Here is an 18,781-nt window from a genome sequence, read left to right as displayed (position 1 = left end):
ATCGGCAAGGGTGGTATTTTTCTGGGCCTGCTGGTGGCGCTTGGCCTCTGGGGCTACATGAGCTTTTACACGGTGAAGCCCGAAGAGCAGTCCGTTGAGCTGTTCCTCGGCAAGTACAGCTCGACCGGCAATCCCGGTCTGAACTTCGCGCCGTGGCCCTTCGTCACCGCCGAGGTGGTCAACGTGACCTCCGAACGCACCGAGACCATCGGTGCCGGGCGCGATGCGGACGGGCTGATGCTGACCACCGATGCCAATATCGTGGACATCGAGTTCCAGGTGGTCTGGAACATCTCGGACCCGTCGAAGCTGCTGTTCAACATCCGCGACCCGCAGCTGACGGTTCAGGCGGTCTCCGAGGCCGTCATGCGCGAGATCATCGCCGCGTCGAACCTCGCCCCGATCCTCAACCGCGACCGTGGCATCATCGCCGACACCGCGATGGAGCAGATCCAGGCAACGCTCGACGAATATGACAGCGGCATCAACGTGGTCCGCATCAACCTCGACACCGCCGACCCGCCACGCGAGGTGATCGACGCCTTCCGCGAGGTCCAGGCGGCCGAGCAGGAGCGCGACCGGCTGGAACGACAGGCCGACGCCTATGCCAACCGCGTGGTCGCCGAGGCCCGTGGTCAGGCGGCGCAGATCCGCGAGCAGTCCGAGGGCTACCGCGCCCAGGTGGTCAACCAGGCGCTCGGTGAAGCCAGCCGCTTCAGCGCCGTGCGCGAGGAATACGTCAAGGCCCCCGAGGTCACCCGCCGCCGTCTCTACCTCGAGACCATGGAGCGCGTGCTGGGCGATGTCGACAAGACCATCCTCGACGAGGCGCTCACCGGCAGCGAGGGCGGCGTGGTGCCGTACCTGCCGCTCAACGAGCTGAACCGCAGCCGCAATGCGACGTCGGAGGGCAACTGATCATGCGCAAGACGACATTCATCCTGCCCGCCATCGTGGTCGCGATCGTCGTGTTCCTGTCCTCGATCTTTGTCGTGGACGAGCGCGAGAAGGCGCTGGTCATGCAGTTCGGCCAGATCAAGGCGGTCAAGGAAGATCCCGGCCTCGCCTTCAAGATCCCCTTCATCCAGGAAGTGGTGAAATACGACGACCGCATCCTGTCGCTCGACACCGACACCATCGAGGTCACGCCGTCGGATGACCGCCGCCTCGTGGTCGACGCCTTCGCGCGCTACCGCATCGCCGACGTGGTGCAGTTCCGTCAGGCCGTGGGCGTGGGCGGTGTGCGCACCGCCGAGGATCGCCTCTCGGGCATCCTGAACGCCCAGATCCGTGAGGTGCTCGGCGCCGATCAGGTGACCTCCGACGTGATCCTCTCCGAGGATCGCCGGGCGCTCACCAACCGCATCCGCGACAACGCCCGCGCCTCGGCCCGGTCGCTGGGTCTCGATGTGGTCGACGTGCGGCTGAAGCAGACCAACCTGCCGTCGCAGAACCTCGAGGCCACCTTTGCGCGGATGCGCGCCGAGCGTGAGCGGGAAGCGGCGGACGAGATCGCCCGCGGTAACGAGGCGGCGCAGCGGGTGCGCGCGCTGGCCGACCGGACGGTGGTCGAGACCCAGTCCGAAGCCGAGCGCGAGGCCAACGTGATCCGCGGTGAGGCCGATGCCGAGCGCAACGCGATCTTCGCCGAGGCCTATGGTGCTGATCCCGAGTTCTTCGCCTTCTACCGGTCGCTTCAGGCCTATGAGACGGCGCTCGAGGGCTCCAACTCGACGCTGGTGATGACGCCGCAAAGCGAGTTCTTCGAGTATTTCAACGGTCAGGGCAGCGCCGCGCCGGCGCCTGTTTCGGCGGTTGAGAGCGAGGAACAGGCCTCTGCCGCGGCGCCTGCCGAAGAGACCGCGCCCGCGGTCGAAGAGGCGCCGGTCGCTGCCGAAGAGGCTGCGCCCGCGGCCGAGGAGGCTCCGGCTTCCGCAGAGGACGCGGCGCCCGTGTCGCAATGACGCCGGCAGACATCGGAACGGGGATCGCGATGGTCCTCATCATCGAGGGGCTGGTCTATGCACTGGCCCCTTCGCTTGTCGAGCGCCTGCTCGAGACGCTGCGCCAGATGCCTCTCGACACCCGCCGCACGCTGGGGCTCGTGACCGTGGCCACGGGGCTGTTGCTGCTCTGGATCTTCCGCGGCTGACGCGTTCTCCGCCGTGCCGCGGTCTTGCCGTCCAGCTTTCTTGTTGTCCCGCGCCCTGTCGTCCCTCTGTCCCGCCGCCTTGTCGTCCTGCCGCCCTGTCGTCCCGCTGTTTTGGCGACGCGCCGTCTTGCCGTCCCACCGTCACCTTGGCGCGGTCTGTCCTGCACCGCTGGCGAGCCGCAGCACGCAGCCGACCGCAAGCCGCAAGGCCGGTTCTCAGCCGCGGCCCCGGGCCAGCGCCGTGGCGGCGCCCCGCACCGTCCTGCGCCCGCTCAGCCATCCGCCGGGCCGGACCGCCCTGCGCGCGGGGCCGCTCAGCCTGCTTGGGCGTGGTCCTGCGTGTCCCCTGCCTCCGCCGCAAGCCGCTCCTGCGCCCAGCCCTCGCTGCCCGTATCCGGCGTGTCGTCCGTGCGATAGACCAGCCCCGAGATCTGTCCCTGCACCTCCTGCGCCATGGCGCTGATGCGCGACATCGCGCTCGAGCTCTGCTCGACCATCGAGGCGTTGCTCTGGGTGATGCGGTCGAGATCGACGATGCTCTGGCTGATCTCGTCGAGCCCCATCGACTGATCGTTGGTGGCGTCCGAGATATCGTTCACGATGCGGTAGATCTCGTCGAAACTGTCGACCACATGCACGATCGAGCTGCGCGCGTTCTCGACCAGGATCGCACCGTCATTGACCTGTTCGGCGCTCGACTGGATCAGCATGCGGATCTCGCGCGCGGCTTCTGAGGAGTTGGCGGCAAGGCTGCGGACCTCGCCCGCCACAACCGCAAAGCCGCGCCCGGCCTCGCCGGCGCGGGCCGCCTCGACCCCGGCGTTGAGCGCCAGGAGGTTGGTCTGGAAGGCGATATCGTCGATCAGGCCGATGATCTGGGCAATTTTCTCTGATTCCGCCTTGATCCGGCCCATCACATCGGCGGCGTCTCCGGCCACCCGCGAGCTGTCGCGCATCTCCTTTTGGGCGCGGTCGAAGAAGGCGGCGGTCTCCTTGGTCTTGCCGCTGGTTTCGCGCACGCTGTCGCTGATCATCTGCATCGCAGCGGTGGTCTGTTCGAGCGACGCTGCCTGGCTGCTGGTGCGGCGCGACAGGTCTTCGGACGAGCTGGCCAGCGTCGTGGTGATGCCCTGCAGCGCGTTCATCGACCGGCCGATGCCCGCGACCAGCCCTTCGAGCGTGCGCGCGGCATCGTTCAGCGCGAGACGCATCTCGTCGTATTTCTTCGGGAAGTCGCTGTCGCCGGGGCCGGGCACCGCGTGGGCGAGATTGCCGCTTGCAAGCTCTCCGATGCCGGTGGCCAGATGGTCGAGCGCGATCTTCTGCTCTTCGCCCCAGACCCGGAAGGTGATCGATGTGACCTGCTCGATATCGAGCGCGAAGGCCCGGTTGAGCACGCCGAGCATCCGCCGTGTACGGGCGGCACGGGGGCCGATCAGCTGCCAGGCGCTCTTGGAAAGAAACCGCTCGAGCAGGTCGGAGGTGGCGGCGGAATAGGCCGACATGTAGAGATCGAGCGGCAGCTGGATCCGGGCATGGGTGCGCCCGATGCGGTCGATCGAGGCGAAATACTCCGCGTCGAGCCGGGCATCGAGCAGGCGACTCCAATGCGCCTCCTGCGCGGCGCGGGCATGGGCGACGCGGTCGTCGCTGGTGAAGAAGGCGGCCGAGGCGTGATCGTCGAGCGCCCGGCGATAGAACCCTTCGAGCACCTTTCCAAGCTCGGGGCGGAGCAGCTTTCCAGCCGCGCGCAAGAGCCCGAGATCGTCGTCGGTCAGGCCGAATTGTGCCAGTTTTTCCTGTGACATGGGGCGCTGTCCACTGTTTCCGCGGGCAACGCTATAGGCGCGAAGTCTTTCCAATTTCCCAACGGCGGCGGGAAGATCACGGGTGATTTCTTGACATTCAGCGCTATCACCGGATTTTCACATGCGCTTGAAGGCTTGCAACCTTTTCTTTGGTGGCGCGCAATCGCTCCTATGTTAGCCTCACCATGAGGAGGCAGGACAGCCGCGCGGGGCTTTGCGCGGGCCGCTGCCGCAGAAAAGGAGTTCCAGGTGAAACCGCAAGCACTTGCAGTGACACGCGACAACGCCAGCCCGCTTCGGCTGTTCTGGCTGGCGGCTGTGTCGATGTTCCTGATCGTGTCCCAGACGCTGATGGCATCGGCCCAGAACGCGCCCGAGAGCTTTGCCAAGCTCGCCGAGCGCATCAGCCCGGCGGTGGTGAACATCACCACCTCGACCACGGTGGCCGGGCGCACCGGACCGCAGGGCATCGTCCCCGAGGGCTCGCCCTTCGAGGATTTCTTCCGTGAGTTCCAGGACCGCAACGGCGGCCCGGGCGACCGCCCGCGCCGCTCTTCGGCCCTGGGCTCGGGGTTCGTGATCTCGGAAGACGGCTACATCGTCACCAACAACCACGTCATCGAGGGCGCGGACGAGATCGAGATCGAGTTCTTCGAGGGCTTCACGCTGCCGGCAGAGCTGGTCGGCACCGATCCCAACACCGACATCGCGCTGCTCAAGGTCGAGGCCGACGAGGCGCTGAAGTTCGTCTCCTTCGGCAACAGCGACAACGCCCGCGTCGGCGATTGGGTGATGGCGATGGGCAACCCGCTGGGGCAGGGCTTCTCGGTCTCCGCCGGCATCGTCTCGGCGCGCAACCGGGCGCTCTCGGGCACCTATGACGACTACATCCAGACCGACGCCGCCATCAACCGCGGCAACTCGGGCGGCCCGCTGTTCAACATGGGCGGCGAGGTGATCGGCGTGAATACCGCGATCCTGTCGCCCAATGGCGGCTCGATCGGCATCGGCTTCTCGATGGCGTCGAACGTGGTGACCAAGGTGGTCGACCAGCTCAAGGAGTTCGGCGAAACCCGCCGCGGCTGGCTCGGCGTGCGCATCCAGGACGTGACCGAGGACATGGCCGAGGCGCTTGGCCTCGCCTCGACTGACGGCGCGATGGTCTCCGACGTGCCCGAGGGCCCGGCGATGGAAGCCGGCATGCAGGCCGGTGACGTGATCGTCAGCTTCGACGGCCGCGAGGTGCAGGACACCCGCCAGCTCGTCCGCATCGTCGGCAACACCGAGGTCGGCAAGTCGGTCCGCGTGGTGGTCAACCGCAACGGCACGACCGAGACCCTCAAGGTCACGCTGGGCCGCCGCGAGGAAGCCGAGCGCACCTATCCGGCAAGCCAGGAAGTGACCCCGGAGGAGCCCGCGGAATCCGAGCTGATGGGCCTGACCCTGAGCCCGCTGACGCAGGAGCTGCGCGACGAGATGGGCCTTGCCGCCAACGCCACCGGCCTCGCGGTCACCGGCGTCGACGAGACCTCGGAGGCCTATGAGAAGGGCCTGCGCTCGGGCGACATCATCACCGAGGCCGGTCAGGCCGAGGTGCTGAGCATCTCCGAGCTCGAGGAGAAGATCGAGGAAGCCAAGGAGGCCGGCCGCAAGTCGATCCTGCTTCTGGTCCGCCGCGGCGGCGACCCGCGCTTCGTGGCGCTGTCGCTCGACGCCAGCGAGTGAGCCTGACGTCACGCTATGACACGGAAGGGCGGGTCTTCGGACCCGCCCTTTTGCGTTCCCTGGGGCGGGGCGCAGGAGGCGGGACATGACGGGATCGCTCGGGCGGCTTGTCCTCTACACACGGAAACGCGACGAGATGATCGCTTTTTACAGCCGGTTCTTCGGCTACGAGGCGCAGCACGCGCCGGGCGACCGGATCGTCGAACTCCGGCCTCCCGAGGGCGGCGTCGCGCTGCTCCTGCACCCGGCGGCCAAGGGGCAGCGGGCCGGGCAGTCGTTGGTCAAGCTGGTCTTCGACGTGGAAGATGTGGCCGCCTTCCGCGCCGAGGCGGCGAAGGCCGGGCTGGTCTTCGGCCCGATCCATCAGGCCGAGGGATACGTCTTCAGCAACGCCAAGGATCCGTCCGGCAATCCGGTACAGGTGTCGAGCCGGGCCTGGCGCGGGACGCCTAAGGCCTGACATGCCTTCGGCTCAGAAATCCCCGAGCTGCTCGATCTCGGCCAGCGGTGCGGCGATGAGGCCGAGCGCGCGGGCGGTCTCGACCGAGAGCTGGCCGCTCTCGAGCCCGCGCTCGGTCTGGTAGGTGCGGATCGCGGCGACCGTGGCGCTGTCCATCTGAGAGCTCACCGGGCCGGTATAATATTTGCGGGCCGCCAGCGCGCGCTGCAGCGAGGCCACCAGTTCGGGCGTCACCAGCTCGGGGCAGGGCACTTCGAAGCGCAGCTCGCCGCGCGGGCTGACCACCCGCGGCACCGGCTGGCGGCGATAGATCGGCGGGCGGATCACCGTGCCGTCCTCGGCGATCTCGGCCTGCACCACCTGCACCTCGCCCATCACCTCCTCATAGATTGCCGGGATCACCTCGCGCGCCTGGCAGGTGCCGTCGGCCATGCGCTCGGGCTCGGGCGGGGCCTCTCCGGGCCAGACGGTGCTGGCGGGCTCGGGGGCATCGCAGGCGGCAAGAGCCAGCGCCAGCGCGGCGATCAGGGCGGGGGTGCGGGTCATCTGCTCGGGGCCTTCGTATCGGGCTGTGTTTTGCGGCGCAGAGTAGCGGCGATTGCCGCCGCAGGGAAGCGGCGAGGGAGTGATGAGGATTTGGGCGTTTCGCTGCGGCATTCCTGCCTGTTTCGCTGCCTATGCAGGCGAATGGGCTGGCGCCGACCGCGCGCGACGACTAGGAAAGGGGGCGAATTCGAGACGATGGAGACGACCCGGCCATGGCCAAGATTACCTATATCGAGCATGACGGCACCGAGCACGTGGTGGACGTAGCCAACGGCATGACCGTGATGGAAGGCGCCCGTGACAACAACGTTCCCGGCATCGATGCCGATTGCGGCGGCGCCTGCGCCTGTTCCACCTGCCATGTCTACGTGCATCCCGACTGGGTCGAGAAGCTGCCGGCCAAGGACGACATGGAAGAAGACATGCTCGATTTCGCCTATGAGCCCGATCCGGCGCGGTCGCGCCTGACCTGCCAGCTCAAGGTCACCGACGCGCTCGACGGGCTCGTGGTGCAACTTCCCGAAAAGCAGATCTGATCCCGTGCCGCGCCGGCTGCTGTCCCGTCTTGCCCTATGGGCAGTGCTGGGGCTGGCCGCCGGCGGGGCCGCGGCGCAGGAGCTGATCGGCGCCGCCTATGCCGAGCCCACCACGCGCTACGCGCATGGCGTGCTTGGCGATGCGGTGGAGTGGGGCGCCCTGCGCCTGAGCCGCGACGGCGCGCCGGATGTGCTGATCCGCCTGCCGCAGACCCGCGTCTTCGAGGATCTGGCGCCGCGCCTTGTCGATCTCGGCGACCGCCGGGCCGCGATGGTGGTCGAGAGCGATCTCGACCGCGGCGCGCGGCTGGCGCTCTACGCCGCCGACGGCCTGCTCGCTGCCACGCCCTTCATCGGCCAGCGCAACCGCTGGCTGGCGCCGGTGGGGGCGGCGGATCTCGATGGCGACGGGCTGGTCGAGCTGGCCTATATCGACCGTCCGCACCTTGCCAAGCAGCTGCGGATCTGGCGCGTGGAGCCGGGCGCGCAGGCCCTGCGCGAGGTCGCCTCGGCCGGGGATCTGACCAACCACCGTATCGGCTGGGCGTATATTGCCGGCGGGCTGCGCGATTGCGGCACTGGGCCCGAGATGGTGCTGGCCAGCGGCGACTGGAGCCACATCGTCGTCGCGCGCCTGAGCGCGGCAGGGATCGAGCGCAAGACGCTCGGCGCCTACAGCGCCGCCGCGATGGACGGGGCGATGGCGTGTCGATGAGGCCGGGAATGCGCGCCTGCCGGACAATGAAAGCTTTGCTTTCGCGCCGCGCGCGCTTAGGGATGCGCCCATGAGACTGCTATTTCTTGGTGACGTGATGGGCCGGGCCGGGCGGGCCGCCATCGCGGAAAGACTGCCCAAGCTCCGCGAGGAGTGGAAACTCGATTTCGTCGTGGTCAACGGCGAGAACGCCTCGAACGGCATGGGGCTGACCGGCGAGCACGCCAAGGGCATCCTCGAGGCCGGCGCCGACGTGGTGACGCTGGGCGACCATGCCTTCGACCAGAAGGACATGCTGAGCTTCATCGAAAGCGAGCCGCGGGTGATCCGCCCGCTGAACTACGCCAAGCAGGCGCCGGGGCGCGGGGCCGGGCTCTTCACCGACCGGCGTGGCCGCAAGGTGCTGGTGACGCAGGTGCTCGGGCAGGTGTTCATGAAGCGGCCCTTCGACGATCCGTTCTCGGCGATGGACGCGGTGCTGCGCAAGCACCCGCTGGGCGGGCAGGCGCAGGCGATCCTCGTCGACATGCATTGCGAGGCGACCTCGGAGAAGATGGCGATGGGCCATTTCTGCGACGGCCGCGCCAGCGTGGTTGCCGGCACCCACACCCATGTGCCCACCGGCGATGCGCAGGTGCTGCCCAAGGGGACGGGCTATCTCACCGATGCCGGCATGTGCGGCGATTACGATTCGGTCATCGGCATGGACAAGGTCGAGCCGATGCGCCGCTTCGTCACCGGCATGGGCAAGACCCGCTTCCAGCCCGCCCTCGGCGAGGCGACGCTCTGCGGCCTCTATGTCGAGACCGACGACCGCACCGGCAAGGCCGAGCGCGTCAAGATGGTGCGGCAGGGCGGCCGGCTCGAGGCCATCGGGCCGTGAAACCATGCTGCGGGCGTCGTTTGCGTCGGCCCGGCAATTCCACGTATTTTTTCGATGACGCTTGCGGGGCACGAGGACCCAGTTGCGGCGACCGCCGGTCGCGCTTGAAGTTTTACGGCGCTTTGTCAGTATGTGCCGGGTTGAGCAGAGGCAGATTTCCCGAATGCAATTCTTCGACTTGAGCCAGACGGCGCAGGCCTACATCACCATTGCGACGGTGGTGGGCATGTTCGTGCTCTTCGTTCAGGAACGCTACCCGACCGAGGTGGTGGCCATCGGCGGGGTCGCCGTGCTTCTGCTGCTTGGGGTGCTGCCCTATGACGCGGCGCTGACGGTGCTGTCGAACCCGGCGCCATGGACCATCGCGGCGATGTTCATCGTGATGGGGGCGCTGGTGCGCACCGGGGCGCTGGATGCCTTTGCCGGCTATGCCCAGGGCGAGGTCGCCAAGCATCCGCGCCGGGCCATCGCGGTGATCATGGCGGTGGTGATCGTGGCCTCGGCCTTCATGAACAACACGCCCGTCGTGGTGATGATGCTGCCGATCTTCGTGCAGATCTCGAACCAGCTTGGCGTGCAGCCGTCCAAGCTTCTAATCCCGCTCAGCTATGCCGCCATCCTCGGCGGCACCACCACGCTGATCGGCACCTCGACCAACCTGCTGGTCGACGGCGTTGCCCGCACTGCGGGGCTCGAGCCGTTCACCATTTTCGAGGTCACGCCGCTGGCGATCATCCTCGTCGCCTGGGGGATGTTCTACCTCGTCGTGGCGGGCCGCTTCCTGCTGCCCGAGCGGCACTCGATGGCCGGGATGCTGTCGGACCGGTCGCGGATGAAATTCTTCACCGAGGCGGTGATCCCGCCCGACAGCAACCTCATCGGCCGTGACGTGCTGGGCGTGCAGCTCTTCAAGCGCGAGGGCGTGCGCCTCATCGACGTGGTGCGCGGCGACGAGTCGCTGCGGCGCAACCTGCAGGGCGTCACGCTCGAGGTCGGCGACCGGGTGGTTCTGCGCACCCAGATGACCGAGCTTCTGAGCCTGCAGCGCAACAAGGAACTCAAGCGGGTCGACCAGATCTCGGCGCGCGAGACCACCACCGTCGAGGTGCTGATCTCGCCGGGATGCAAGATGGTCGGCCGCTCGCTCGGCGCGCTGCGCCTGCGCCGGCGCTACGGGGTCTACCCGCTGGCGGTGCACCGCCGGAACCAGAATATCGGGCGCAAGCTCGACGATCTGGTGGTGCGGGTCGGCGATACGCTGCTGCTCGAGGGCGCGCCCGAGGACATCAAGCGCCTCGCCGACGAGATGGAGCTGGTCGACGTCTCGCACCCCTCGGCCCGCGCCTTCCGCCGCAGCCACGCGCCCATCGCCATCGGCGGGATGGCGGCCATCGTGATCCTCGCTGCACTGGGCGTGGCGCCGATCCTGTCGCTGACGGTGATCGCGGTAGCGGTGGTGCTTCTGGCGCGCTGCATCGACGCCGACGAGGCGTTTTCCTTCATCGAGGGCCGGCTGCTGGCGCTGATCTTTGCCATGCTGGCCATCGGCGCGGCGCTCGACGCCTCCGGCGCGGTCGAGCTGATCGTGCGCGCGGTGGCGCCGCTGATGCAGGAGCTGCCGGCGCCGCTGCTGGTCTGGGCGGTGTTTCTGCTGACCTCGGTGCTGACCGAGGCGGTGAGCAACAACGCGGTCGCCGTGGTGGTGACGCCGATCGCCATCTCGCTGGCGCAGGCGCTGGGCATCGATCCGCGGCCGCTGGTGGTGGCGGTGATGGTGGCGGCGTCGTGCAGTTTCGCGACGCCCATCGGCTACCAGACCAACACGCTGGTCTATGGCCCCGGAGGCTACCGGTTTTCGGATTTCCTCAAGGTCGGCGTGCCGCTGAACCTCAGCGTCGGCGTGCTCACGGCGCTTCTGATCCCGCTGATCTGGCCGCTCTGAACGCGGCGCCGGGCCAAGATTCTTAGTCCTAAAAATCTTGGCCAAAAATCTTAGCTAAGATTTTTTGAGCCTGAGCTCAGCCGTAGCGCTGGATGAAGTTGCGCAGGATCTGCTCGGGCCAGGTCACATCCGCCGACCGGCACATGGCGATGAGGTCATCCGCCTCGGACGGGTCGAAATAACCCTTGTGGCGGTAGATGCGGATGCGGGTTTCGAACCCCGCCGCATCGGCCTCGGGGTGGAACTGCGTGGCATAGACGTTGTCGCCATGCCGGATCATCTGGAACGGGCAGGGGCCCGAGCTGAGCAGATGTGCCGCGCCCTCGGGCAGGTGCTGCACCGCCTCCTTGTGGCCAACGAAGGCGTCGAACCGCTCGGGCAGCCCCTCGAGCAGCGGGTCGGTCGTGCCCGCCTCGGTGCGGGTGCAGGTCACCGCGCCCACCGGCTCGCCATAGCGCGCCTTGCCGACCTCGGCGCCGAGATGATGCGCGAGGATGCCGATGCCGTAGCAGCAGCCGAGGAAAGGCACGTCATCGGCGGTGATCGCCGGCATCAGCGAGAGGCAGGCCGCCTCGATCTTCGCCTCCACCGCCGATTTCCTCTCCGCCGGGTCCGAGACGCAGCCCGGGCCGCCGCCGACGATCACGCCCGCGTAGTCGCGCGGGTCGAGCCCCTCGGGCAGCTCTTCGCAATCGAGCCGGATGCGGTGCACCCGGTCGGGGGAGAGATCGCCCTTGGTAAGGAAGGCGGCAAACTCGTCGTCGCTGGCCTCGGCCTCGGGGCGCAGCTGCAGGATCAGGAAACGGCTCATGCGCAAGGCTTTAGCCCGCCGTGCCCGATCCGCAAAGCGCAGATGTGATCGGCCCCCCGCTTGATTGCCCCACCTTGAAGAACATATCATGAACGCATGGCCCGACTCACTCTCGAACAGAAGCTCGCGATTCTCTCCGACGCGGCAAAATACGATGCCTCCTGCGCCTCGAGCGGGGGGCAGAAGCGCGACTCGCGTGATGGCAAGGGGCTGGGCTCGGTCACCGGCTCGGGGATCTGCCACGCCTACGCGCCCGACGGGCGCTGCATCAGCCTGCTCAAGATCCTGATGACCAATTTCTGCATCTATGATTGCGCCTATTGCGTGAACCGGGTGAGCAGCAACGTCCAGCGCGCCCGCTTCTCGCCCGAGGAGGTGGTGACGCTGACGCTGGAGTTCTACCGGCGCAACTATATCGAGGGGCTGTTCCTGTCCTCGGGCATCATCCGCAGCCCCGACGAGACCATGACCGACATGGTCCGCATCGCCCGCACCCTGCGGCAGGAGCACGGGTTTCGCGGCTACATCCACCTCAAGACCATCCCCGACGCCGCGCCCGAGCTGATCGAGGAGGCGGGGCTCTATGCCGACCGGCTGTCGATCAATGTCGAGCTGCCGACCGACGGGGCGGTGAAATCCTACGCCCCCGAGAAGGACCCGGCGCAGATCCGCAAGGCGATGGCCGATGTGCGGCTCTCGCGCGAGGCCCGCAAGGAGCGCAGCTTCACCGGCAAGCGCCCGCCGCGCTTTGCCCCCGCCGGCCAGTCGACGCAGATGATCGTGGGCGCCGACGGGGCGGATGACACCACCATCCTCGGCACCTCGACGCGGCTTTATTCCAGCTACCGGCTGAAGCGGGTCTATTACTCCGCCTTCTCGCCGATCCCCGACAGCTCGGCAGCGCTGCCGCTGATCAAGCCGCCGCTCATGCGCGAGCACCGGCTCTACCAGGCCGACTGGCTGCTGCGCTTCTACGGCTTCGAGCTGGGCGAGATCGCCTCGGCCACCAGGGGCGGCCATCTCGATCTCGAGATCGACCCAAAGCTCGCCTGGGCGCTGGCCAACCGGCACCGCTTTCCGATCGACGTCAACCGCGCCGAGCGCGAGCTGCTGCTGCGCATTCCCGGCGTCGGCACCAAGAGCGTCGGGCGCATCCTGGCCACGCGCCGGCACCGCACCCTGCGCTACGAGGATCTGCGCCGCATGGGGGTCAACCTCAAGCAGGCGCGGCCCTTCCTGACGGCGCTCGACTGGCGCCCGCGCGGGCTCGACGCCGCCGATCTGCGGGCGCGTTTCGCGCCGCCGCCCGAGCAGTTGCAGCTCATCTGATGCGCCGGGTCGTGCTGCCGGAGATCGGCACCTTCGAGGCCTGGCGCGACGAGGCGCGGGCGCTTCTGGGCGCCGGCGTGCCGCCCGAGGAGGTGCTCTGGCATCGCGGCGCGGCGGAGGCCGATCTCTTTGCCGAGGCGCTGCCTCCGGTGCGGGGCGGGGCGGTAACGGTGCCCAAGGGTTTCGTCGATCTCGCACGGCTGGTGGTCTGGCACAGCGATCCCGAGCGCTTTGCCCGGCTCTACGCGCTGCTCTGGGCGCTGGGGCACAACCGCCGCCTCCTCGAGGATCGCGGCGACCCGCGCATCGACCGGCTGCGGCGGATGGCCAAGGAGGTCAGCCGCGACCGCCACAAGATGACCGCCTTCGTGCGCTTCCGCGAGATCGGAGATCCCGTCGCCCCGCGCCGCCGCTTTGCCGCCTGGTTCGAGCCCACGCATTACATTCTCGAGCTCACCGCGCCGTTCTTTGCCAAGCGCTTCGGCGATATGGACTGGTCGATCTTCACGCCTGACCTCACCGCGCATTACGACGGGTTCGAGATCCGCTTCGCCCCCGCCGAGGCGCGGCCCGATCTGCCCGAGGATGCCGCCGAGGATCTCTGGCGCACCTATTTCCGCAACATCTTCAACCCCGCGCGGCTCAAGGTGAAGGCGATGCAGGCGGAGATGCCGAAGAAATACTGGCGCAACATGCCCGAGACGGCGCTGATCCCCGAGATGATCGCGCAAGCGCAGTCGCGGGCGCAGGCGATGGCCGAGGCGGCACCGACGCTGCCGCCGGTGCGGGCCGAGCGCATCACCGACCGTCTGCGCGCCCCCGCAGCGCCCGCGCCGGTGGGCGACCGCGACGCGCTGCTCTCGGGGCTGGCGGGCTGCCGGCGCTGCCCGCTGTGGCAGAACGCGACCCAGCCGGTGGCGGGCGAAGGCCCGCTCGATGCGGCGCTGATGATCGTGGGCGAGCAGCCCGGCGATCAGGAGGATCTCGCGGGGCGGCCCTTCGTGGGGCCCGCGGGGCAGCTTTTCGACGCGGTGGCCGAGCGCGCCGGGCTGGCGCGCGACCGGGCCTATGTCACCAACGCGGTGAAGCATTTCAAGTTTGCCCCGCGCGGCAAGCGGCGGCTGCACCAGTCGCCGAACTCGGGCGAGATCGCCCATTGCCGCTGGTGGCTCGACATGGAGCGCCAGCTGGTGCGTCCGAAGCTCATCCTCGCCATGGGGGCGAGTGCTGCGGAAAGCCTGACCGGCGATGGCCGCCGCATCGGCACGCGGCGCGGCACGCTCGAGAGCGCGCCGGATGGCACGCCGGTGATGGTGACATGGCACCCGTCCTATCTCCTGCGCCTGCCCGAGGGCGCGCGCGGTGCTGCCGAGGCGGCCTTCGAGGCGGATCTGCGCCGCGCCGCCGTGCTGATTGCGGACCCCGATCCCGCCGCCTGATACCGCAGGGGCCTTACAGGGGCTTTACCGGGGCCGCGGGGCAGGGCAGAACGGCGCCATGACCGAGACACATCCCTCCGACACCCTTCCCGATGTCCGTGGCCGGCTGACCCCGGACCGGAGCCTCTCCGATCTCACCTGGCTGCGCGTGGGCGGGCCGGCGGACCTGCTGTTTCAGCCGGCCGATCTTGAGGATCTGCAGCACTTCCTGCGCGAGCTGCCGGCGGAGCGGGTGGTCTTCCCGATGGGCGTCGGCTCGAACCTCATCGTGCGCGATGGTGGGCTGCGGGCGGTGGTGATCCGGCTCGGGCGCGGCTTCAACGGCATCGAGATCGACGGCACCCGCGTGACTGCCGGTGCGGCGGCGCTCGACGCGCATGTGGCGCGCAAGGCGGCGGCGGAGGGCGTCGACCTGACCTTCCTGCGCACCATCCCCGGCAGCATCGGCGGCGCGGTGCGGATGAACGCGGGCTGCTATGGCACCTACGTGGCCGACCACCTGATCGAGGTACAGGCGGTGACCCGGCAAGGCGAGATGGTGACGCTCACCAAGGACGACCTCGCGCTCTCCTATCGCCACAGCGAGCTGCCCGAGGGCTGCGTCATCACCGGCGCGGTGTTCGAGGGGCTCAAAGGCGATCCGCAGGAACTCGAGGCGCGCATGGACGCGCAGCTGAAGAAGCGCGACGAGACCCAGCCCACCAAGGACCGCACCGCCGGCTCGACCTTCCGCAACCCGGCGGGCTTCAGCTCCACCGGGCGCGAGGATGACGTGCACGATCTCAAGGCGTGGAAGGTTATTGATGATGCCGGGATGCGCGGCGCAACCCTTGGTGGCGCGCAGATGTCGCCCAAGCATTCCAACTTTCTGGTGAACACAGGAGAGGCAACGGCGGCCGATCTTGAGGGTCTTGGCGAAGAAGTTCGAAAAAAGGTTTTCCAACACAGTGGAATAGAGCTACATTGGGAAATCATGCGGGTCGGTGAACTCGCGCAGAAATGACGCCGACAACCGGCGCGTGACAGGCACGGCGGCTCGCCGATCAAAGAGCAAGCTGTCGAACATCGCAGGACGGGTCCGGTTTGCCGGGCCTATGAGTCCTGAAGCAGAACAAAAGGGGCAGAAAGCCCCGTGATTTCGAGGCGGTTTTGGGGATGTCGAGCAGGGCAAACCCGAAAGTGGCGGTATTGTTGGGTGGCCCCTCTGCTGAACGCGAGGTGTCTCTCAGTTCCGGGCGGGAATGTGCCGCCGCTTTGAGGGCAGAAGGTTATCAGGTCACCGAGGTCGATGCCGGCCGCGATCTGGCGCAGCGTCTCGAGGCGCTGGCGCCCGATGTCGTGTTCAACGCGCTGCATGGCCGTTGGGGCGAGGACGGCTGCGTGCAGGGGCTGCTGGAGTGGATGGGGATACCCTACACCCATTCCGGCGTGCTGGCCTCGGCGGTGGCGATGGACAAGGAACGCTCCAAGGAGGTGTTCCGCGCCGCGGGGCTTCCGGTGGTCGAGAGCCTGCTGGCGAGCAAGGCCGAGATCACCGCGCGCCACATGATGGCGCCTCCTTATGTGGTCAAACCCTATAACGAAGGCTCGTCGGTCGGCGTCTACCTCGTGCAGGAGGGTGCCAACACGCCGCCGCGCATCGCCGAGGACATGCCCGACACGCTGATGGTCGAGACCTACGCACCGGGGCGCGAGCTCACCACCACGGTGATGGGCGACCGGGCGCTGACCGTCACCGACATCATCACCGAGGGCTGGTACGACTACGACGCCAAGTACAAGGAAGGCGGCTCGCGGCACGAGCTGCCCGCCGATGTGCCGGCGGAGATCTTCGACGCCTGCCTCGACTACGCGCTGCGCGCCCACGAGGCGCTTGGCTGCCGAGGCGTCAGTCGCACCGATTTCCGCTGGGACGAGAGCCGCGGGCTCGACGGGCTGATCCTGCTCGAGACCAACACCCAGCCGGGCATGACGCCGACCTCGCTGGTGCCCGAACAGGCCCAGCATTGCGGCATTTCCTTTGGCGCGCTGATGCGCTGGATGGTGGAGGACGCCTCGTGCAACCGGTGAGCCAGACCGAGACCCATCCCCAGATCAACCGCCCCGATCCCGCGCCGTCGCGGCTGAAATACCGCCTCGAGCGCCTCATGCTCACACCGCTCTTCCGCCTCGCCCTGCGGGTCGGCATCCCGGCGGTGATCGGCTTCGGCGGGGCGAGCTGGTACTTCTCCTACGAGGAGCACCGCATGCAGGTGATCGACACCTATGCCGAGATCCGCAACACCATCCAGACCCGGCCCGAATTCATGGTCAACCTGATGGCCATCGACGGCGCCAGCAGCGGCGTCTCCGACGACATCCGCGAGATCATCCCGCTGGATTTCCCGATCAGCTCCTTCGACCTCGACCTCGACCACATGCGCGAGACCATCACCGGGCTCGACGCGGTGAAATCCGCCGATCTGCGCATCCGGCAGGGCGGGGTGCTGCAGATCGACGTGACCGAGCGGGTGCCGGTGGCGCTGTGGCGCCATGCCGGCACGCTCGAGCTTCTCGACATGGAGGGCGTGCATGTGGGGCCGGCGGTGCGGCGCTCCGAGCGGCCGGGCCTTCCGGTGATCGCCGGGCGCGGCGCCGACGGGCACGTGACTGAGGCGATGGCGCTGATCCGCGCGGCGGCGCCGCTGACCGATCGTCTGCGGGGGCTTGTGCGGATGGGCGAGCGGCGCTGGGACGTGGTGCTCGATCGCGGCCAGCGCATCATGCTGCCCGAGACCGGCGCGGTGCGCGCGCTCGAGCGGGCGCTGGCGATGGACGCGGCCGTCGACATGCTGGGGCGTGACATTGCGGCGGTGGACCTGCGTCTGCCGCGCCGTCCGACCCTGCGGCTGAAGGGCGGGGCAGTGGAACAATATTGGCGGATCAAGGCCATGGAGACCGGAGAACAAAAACAATGATCGAGCTCTATGAATCCCAGCGCGCGATGCGCAACATGCGCAAGGCGGCGATGCAGCGCGGCGTCGTGGCGATCCTCGATGTAGGCAGCTCGAAGATCGCCTGCTTGGTGCTACGCTTCGACGGCAACGAGCAGATCCTCGACGACGGGGTCGGCTCGCTGGCCGGGCAGTCGGGCTTCCGGGTGATCGGGGCGGCGACGACCCGCTCGCGCGGGGTCAAGTTCGGCGAGATCGCCGCAATGGGCGAAACCGAGCGCGCCATCCGCACCGCCGTGCAGGCGGCGCAGAAGATGGCCGCGATCCGGGTCGATCACGTCATCGTCTGCTTCTCGGGCGCCGAGCCGCGCAGCTACGGGCTTGCGGGACAGGTCGAGGTCGACGGCACCATGGTCTCCGAGCAGGACGTGGCGCGGGTGCTCTCGGCCTGCGACGTGCCCGATTTCGGGGTGGGGCGCGAGGTGCTGCACGCCCAGCCGGTGAACTTCGCGCTCGATCACCGCTCGGGGCTCGACGATCCGCGCGGCCAGATCGGCCGGGCGCTGGCCACCGACATGCACATGCTGACGATCAACGCGCAGGCGATCCAGAACATCGCCCATTGCGTCAAGCGCTGCGATCTCGAGCTCGCGGGGCTTGCCTCTTCGGCCTATGCCTCGGGGATCTCGGCGCTGGTCGAGGACGAGCAGGAGCTCGGCGCGGCCTGCATCGACATGGGCGGCGGCACCACCGGCGTGTCGATCTTCATGAAGAAGCACATGATCTATGCCGACGCGGTGCAGATGGGCGGCAACCACGTGACCGGCGACATTTCCATGGGTCTGCAGATCCCGATGGCGATGGCCGAGCGCATCAAGACCTTCTATGGCGGCGTCGTCGCCACCGGCATGGACGACCGCGAGATGATCGAGATCTCGGGAGATACCGGCGACTGGCACCACGACCGGCGCCAGGTCAGCCGCGCCGAGCTGATCGGCATCATGCGCCCGCGGGTCGAAGAGATCCTCGAGGAGGTCCGCGCCTCGCTCGACGCGGCGGGCTTCGATCACCTGCCGAGCCAGCAGATCGTGCTGACAGGCGCCGCGAGCCAGATCCCCGGGCTCGACGGTCTGGCGAGCCGCATCCTCGGCTCGCAGGTGCGGCTGGGCCGCCCGATGCGCGTCCATGGCCTGCCGCAGGCGGCGACGGGTCCGGGCTTTGCCAGCGCGGTGGGTCTCTGCCTCTTCGCGGCGCATCCGCAGGACGAGTGGTGGGATTTCGAGATCCCGGTCGACAGGTATGCCTCCGGCGGCCTCAAGCGCGCCGTGAAGTGGTTCCGCGACAACTGGTGAGCTGGGGCAGGGGGCCTCGGGCCTTGTGGGATAGATCGACGCCCTCGCAGGATGCTGCGGGGGCGTTTTTCGTTTCTGAGGGGATCTCCGCGTCAGCGCGGAATCAAGGCCGCAGGCCGCCGCGCATCGGTCATGCTGAAAGCATGCCTC

18 protein-coding genes are annotated in these 18,781 nt (G+C 68.1%); 15 read left to right on the top strand and 3 right to left on the bottom strand.

All coding sequences use genetic code 11. The features are described from left to right. The 3 genes from hflK to AC6RA4_RS11875 all read left to right on the top strand — a co-directional run. A partial coding sequence (hflK, locus tag AC6RA4_RS11885; RefSeq protein WP_500160519.1) for an FtsH protease activity modulator HflK occupies window positions 1–918 on the top strand: 918 nt, incomplete at its 5' end. A gap of 2 nt (window positions 919–920) precedes the next feature. Continuing rightward, window positions 921–1,964 (top strand): protease modulator HflC, encoded by a 1,044-nt coding sequence (gene hflC / locus AC6RA4_RS11880; RefSeq protein WP_500160517.1) that lies wholly within the window; start codon window positions 921–923, stop codon window positions 1,962–1,964. Then, window positions 1,961–2,152: a DUF2065 domain-containing protein gene (locus AC6RA4_RS11875; RefSeq protein ID WP_500160515.1), complete on the top strand. Its 192-nt coding sequence runs from the start codon at window positions 1,961–1,963 to the stop codon at window positions 2,150–2,152. Before hflC ends, AC6RA4_RS11875 begins: the two co-directional genes overlap by 4 nt. 314 nt (window positions 2,153–2,466) lie before the next feature. On the opposite strand, the gene AC6RA4_RS11870 is transcribed toward AC6RA4_RS11875, so the two are convergent. Further along, on the bottom strand, window positions 2,467–3,960 hold the full coding sequence (locus AC6RA4_RS11870) for a methyl-accepting chemotaxis protein (RefSeq protein ID WP_500160513.1): 1,494 nt from the start codon (window positions 3,958–3,960) through the stop codon (window positions 2,467–2,469). A 324-nt stretch (window positions 3,961–4,284) separates the two neighbouring features. On the opposite strand from AC6RA4_RS11870, the gene AC6RA4_RS11865 reads away from it, so the two are divergent. Together AC6RA4_RS11865 and AC6RA4_RS11860 are read left to right on the top strand one after the other, a co-directional pair. After that, window positions 4,285–5,685 carry a Do family serine endopeptidase gene (locus tag AC6RA4_RS11865; RefSeq protein WP_500160521.1) on the top strand — a complete coding sequence of 467 codons (1,401 nt, stop codon included), beginning with the start codon at window positions 4,285–4,287 and terminating at the stop codon, window positions 5,683–5,685. Window positions 5,686–5,770: 85 nt separating this feature from the next. Continuing rightward, window positions 5,771–6,145 carry a VOC family protein gene (locus AC6RA4_RS11860; protein ID WP_500160512.1) on the top strand — a complete coding sequence of 125 codons (375 nt, stop codon included), beginning with the start codon at window positions 5,771–5,773 and terminating at the stop codon, window positions 6,143–6,145. Window positions 6,146–6,157: 12 nt separating this feature from the next. Here the strand turns inward: AC6RA4_RS11860 and AC6RA4_RS11855 are convergent, their stop codons facing one another. Beyond that, window positions 6,158–6,691, bottom strand: a complete 534-nt coding sequence (locus AC6RA4_RS11855) for a peptidoglycan-binding domain-containing protein (protein WP_500160511.1) — start codon at window positions 6,689–6,691, stop codon at window positions 6,158–6,160. A gap of 212 nt (window positions 6,692–6,903) precedes the next feature. Between AC6RA4_RS11855 and AC6RA4_RS11850 the strand changes: the two genes are divergently transcribed. From AC6RA4_RS11850 to AC6RA4_RS11835, 4 genes are all read left to right on the top strand, one after another. Further along, window positions 6,904–7,227, top strand: coding sequence for a 2Fe-2S iron-sulfur cluster-binding protein (locus AC6RA4_RS11850; RefSeq protein ID WP_500160509.1), 324 nt, complete (start codon window positions 6,904–6,906; stop codon window positions 7,225–7,227). A gap of 4 nt (window positions 7,228–7,231) precedes the next feature. Further along, window positions 7,232–7,942, top strand: a complete 711-nt coding sequence (locus AC6RA4_RS11845; RefSeq protein WP_500160507.1) for a VCBS repeat-containing protein — start codon at window positions 7,232–7,234, stop codon at window positions 7,940–7,942. 70 nt (window positions 7,943–8,012) lie between these two features. Next, complete coding sequence (locus AC6RA4_RS11840; protein WP_500160506.1) at window positions 8,013–8,825, top strand: TIGR00282 family metallophosphoesterase; 813 nt, start codon at window positions 8,013–8,015, stop codon at window positions 8,823–8,825. Between the two features lie 163 nt (window positions 8,826–8,988). Beyond that, complete coding sequence (locus tag AC6RA4_RS11835) at window positions 8,989–10,767, top strand: SLC13 family permease (RefSeq protein WP_500160505.1); 1,779 nt, start codon at window positions 8,989–8,991, stop codon at window positions 10,765–10,767. 76 nt (window positions 10,768–10,843) lie between these two features. On the opposite strand, the gene AC6RA4_RS11830 is transcribed toward AC6RA4_RS11835, so the two are convergent. Continuing rightward, entirely contained in the window at window positions 10,844–11,578 is a 735-nt protein-coding gene (locus AC6RA4_RS11830) for a glutamine amidotransferase (protein ID WP_500160503.1), read from the bottom strand. Window positions 11,579–11,674: 96 nt separating this feature from the next. On the opposite strand from AC6RA4_RS11830, the gene AC6RA4_RS11825 reads away from it, so the two are divergent. From AC6RA4_RS11825 to ftsA, 6 genes are all read left to right on the top strand, one after another. After that, the gene (locus tag AC6RA4_RS11825) at window positions 11,675–12,907 is read left to right on the top strand and encodes a putative DNA modification/repair radical SAM protein (protein WP_500160502.1); all 1,233 of its coding nucleotides are present in this window, start codon (window positions 11,675–11,677) and stop codon (window positions 12,905–12,907) included. Further along, window positions 12,907–14,346: a UdgX family uracil-DNA binding protein gene (locus AC6RA4_RS11820; RefSeq protein WP_500160501.1), complete on the top strand. Its 1,440-nt coding sequence runs from the start codon at window positions 12,907–12,909 to the stop codon at window positions 14,344–14,346. Before AC6RA4_RS11825 ends, AC6RA4_RS11820 begins: the two co-directional genes overlap by 1 nt. A 58-nt stretch (window positions 14,347–14,404) precedes the next feature. Beyond that, on the top strand, window positions 14,405–15,349 hold the full coding sequence (gene murB, locus AC6RA4_RS11815) for a UDP-N-acetylmuramate dehydrogenase (RefSeq protein ID WP_500160499.1): 945 nt from the start codon (window positions 14,405–14,407) through the stop codon (window positions 15,347–15,349). Window positions 15,350–15,501: 152 nt separating this feature from the next. Continuing rightward, window positions 15,502–16,416: a D-alanine--D-alanine ligase gene (locus AC6RA4_RS11810; protein WP_500160498.1), complete on the top strand. Its 915-nt coding sequence runs from the start codon at window positions 15,502–15,504 to the stop codon at window positions 16,414–16,416. Next, window positions 16,404–17,303, top strand: a complete 900-nt coding sequence (locus tag AC6RA4_RS11805) for a cell division protein FtsQ/DivIB (protein ID WP_500160496.1) — start codon at window positions 16,404–16,406, stop codon at window positions 17,301–17,303. Before AC6RA4_RS11810 ends, AC6RA4_RS11805 begins: the two co-directional genes overlap by 13 nt. After that, complete coding sequence (ftsA, locus tag AC6RA4_RS11800; RefSeq protein WP_500160495.1) at window positions 17,300–18,631, top strand: cell division protein FtsA; 1,332 nt, start codon at window positions 17,300–17,302, stop codon at window positions 18,629–18,631. Before AC6RA4_RS11805 ends, ftsA begins: the two co-directional genes overlap by 4 nt. Window positions 18,632–18,781 lie beyond the last annotated feature (150 nt).

This window comes from Salipiger sp. (assembly GCF_059781815.1).
The sequence above is the reverse complement of the archived record's forward strand: the minus strand, read 5'-3'. Positions and strand labels throughout refer to the sequence as shown.

Coding starts and splice junctions, on each gene's coding strand:
- AC6RA4_RS11820 (WP_500160501.1), top strand. CDS start 12,907: ATGCGCCGGGTCGTGCTGCCGGAGATCGGCACCTTCGAGGCCTGGCGC.
- AC6RA4_RS11835 (WP_500160505.1), top strand. CDS start 8,989: ATGCAATTCTTCGACTTGAGCCAGACGGCGCAGGCCTACATCACCATT.
- AC6RA4_RS11810 (WP_500160498.1), top strand. CDS start 15,502: ATGTCGAGCAGGGCAAACCCGAAAGTGGCGGTATTGTTGGGTGGCCCC.
- AC6RA4_RS11850 (WP_500160509.1), top strand. CDS start 6,904: ATGGCCAAGATTACCTATATCGAGCATGACGGCACCGAGCACGTGGTG.
- AC6RA4_RS11865 (WP_500160521.1), top strand. CDS start 4,285: ATGTTCCTGATCGTGTCCCAGACGCTGATGGCATCGGCCCAGAACGCG.
- AC6RA4_RS11860 (WP_500160512.1), top strand. CDS start 5,771: ATGACGGGATCGCTCGGGCGGCTTGTCCTCTACACACGGAAACGCGAC.
- murB (WP_500160499.1), top strand. CDS start 14,405: ATGACCGAGACACATCCCTCCGACACCCTTCCCGATGTCCGTGGCCGG.
- hflC (WP_500160517.1), top strand. CDS start 921: ATGCGCAAGACGACATTCATCCTGCCCGCCATCGTGGTCGCGATCGTC.
- ftsA (WP_500160495.1), top strand. CDS start 17,300: ATGATCGAGCTCTATGAATCCCAGCGCGCGATGCGCAACATGCGCAAG.
- AC6RA4_RS11875 (WP_500160515.1), top strand. CDS start 1,961: ATGACGCCGGCAGACATCGGAACGGGGATCGCGATGGTCCTCATCATC.
- AC6RA4_RS11855 (WP_500160511.1), bottom strand. CDS start 6,691: ATGACCCGCACCCCCGCCCTGATCGCCGCGCTGGCGCTGGCTCTTGCC.
- AC6RA4_RS11830 (WP_500160503.1), bottom strand. CDS start 11,578: ATGAGCCGTTTCCTGATCCTGCAGCTGCGCCCCGAGGCCGAGGCCAGC.
- AC6RA4_RS11870 (WP_500160513.1), bottom strand. CDS start 3,960: ATGTCACAGGAAAAACTGGCACAATTCGGCCTGACCGACGACGATCTC.
- AC6RA4_RS11825 (WP_500160502.1), top strand. CDS start 11,675: ATGGCCCGACTCACTCTCGAACAGAAGCTCGCGATTCTCTCCGACGCG.
- AC6RA4_RS11840 (WP_500160506.1), top strand. CDS start 8,013: ATGAGACTGCTATTTCTTGGTGACGTGATGGGCCGGGCCGGGCGGGCC.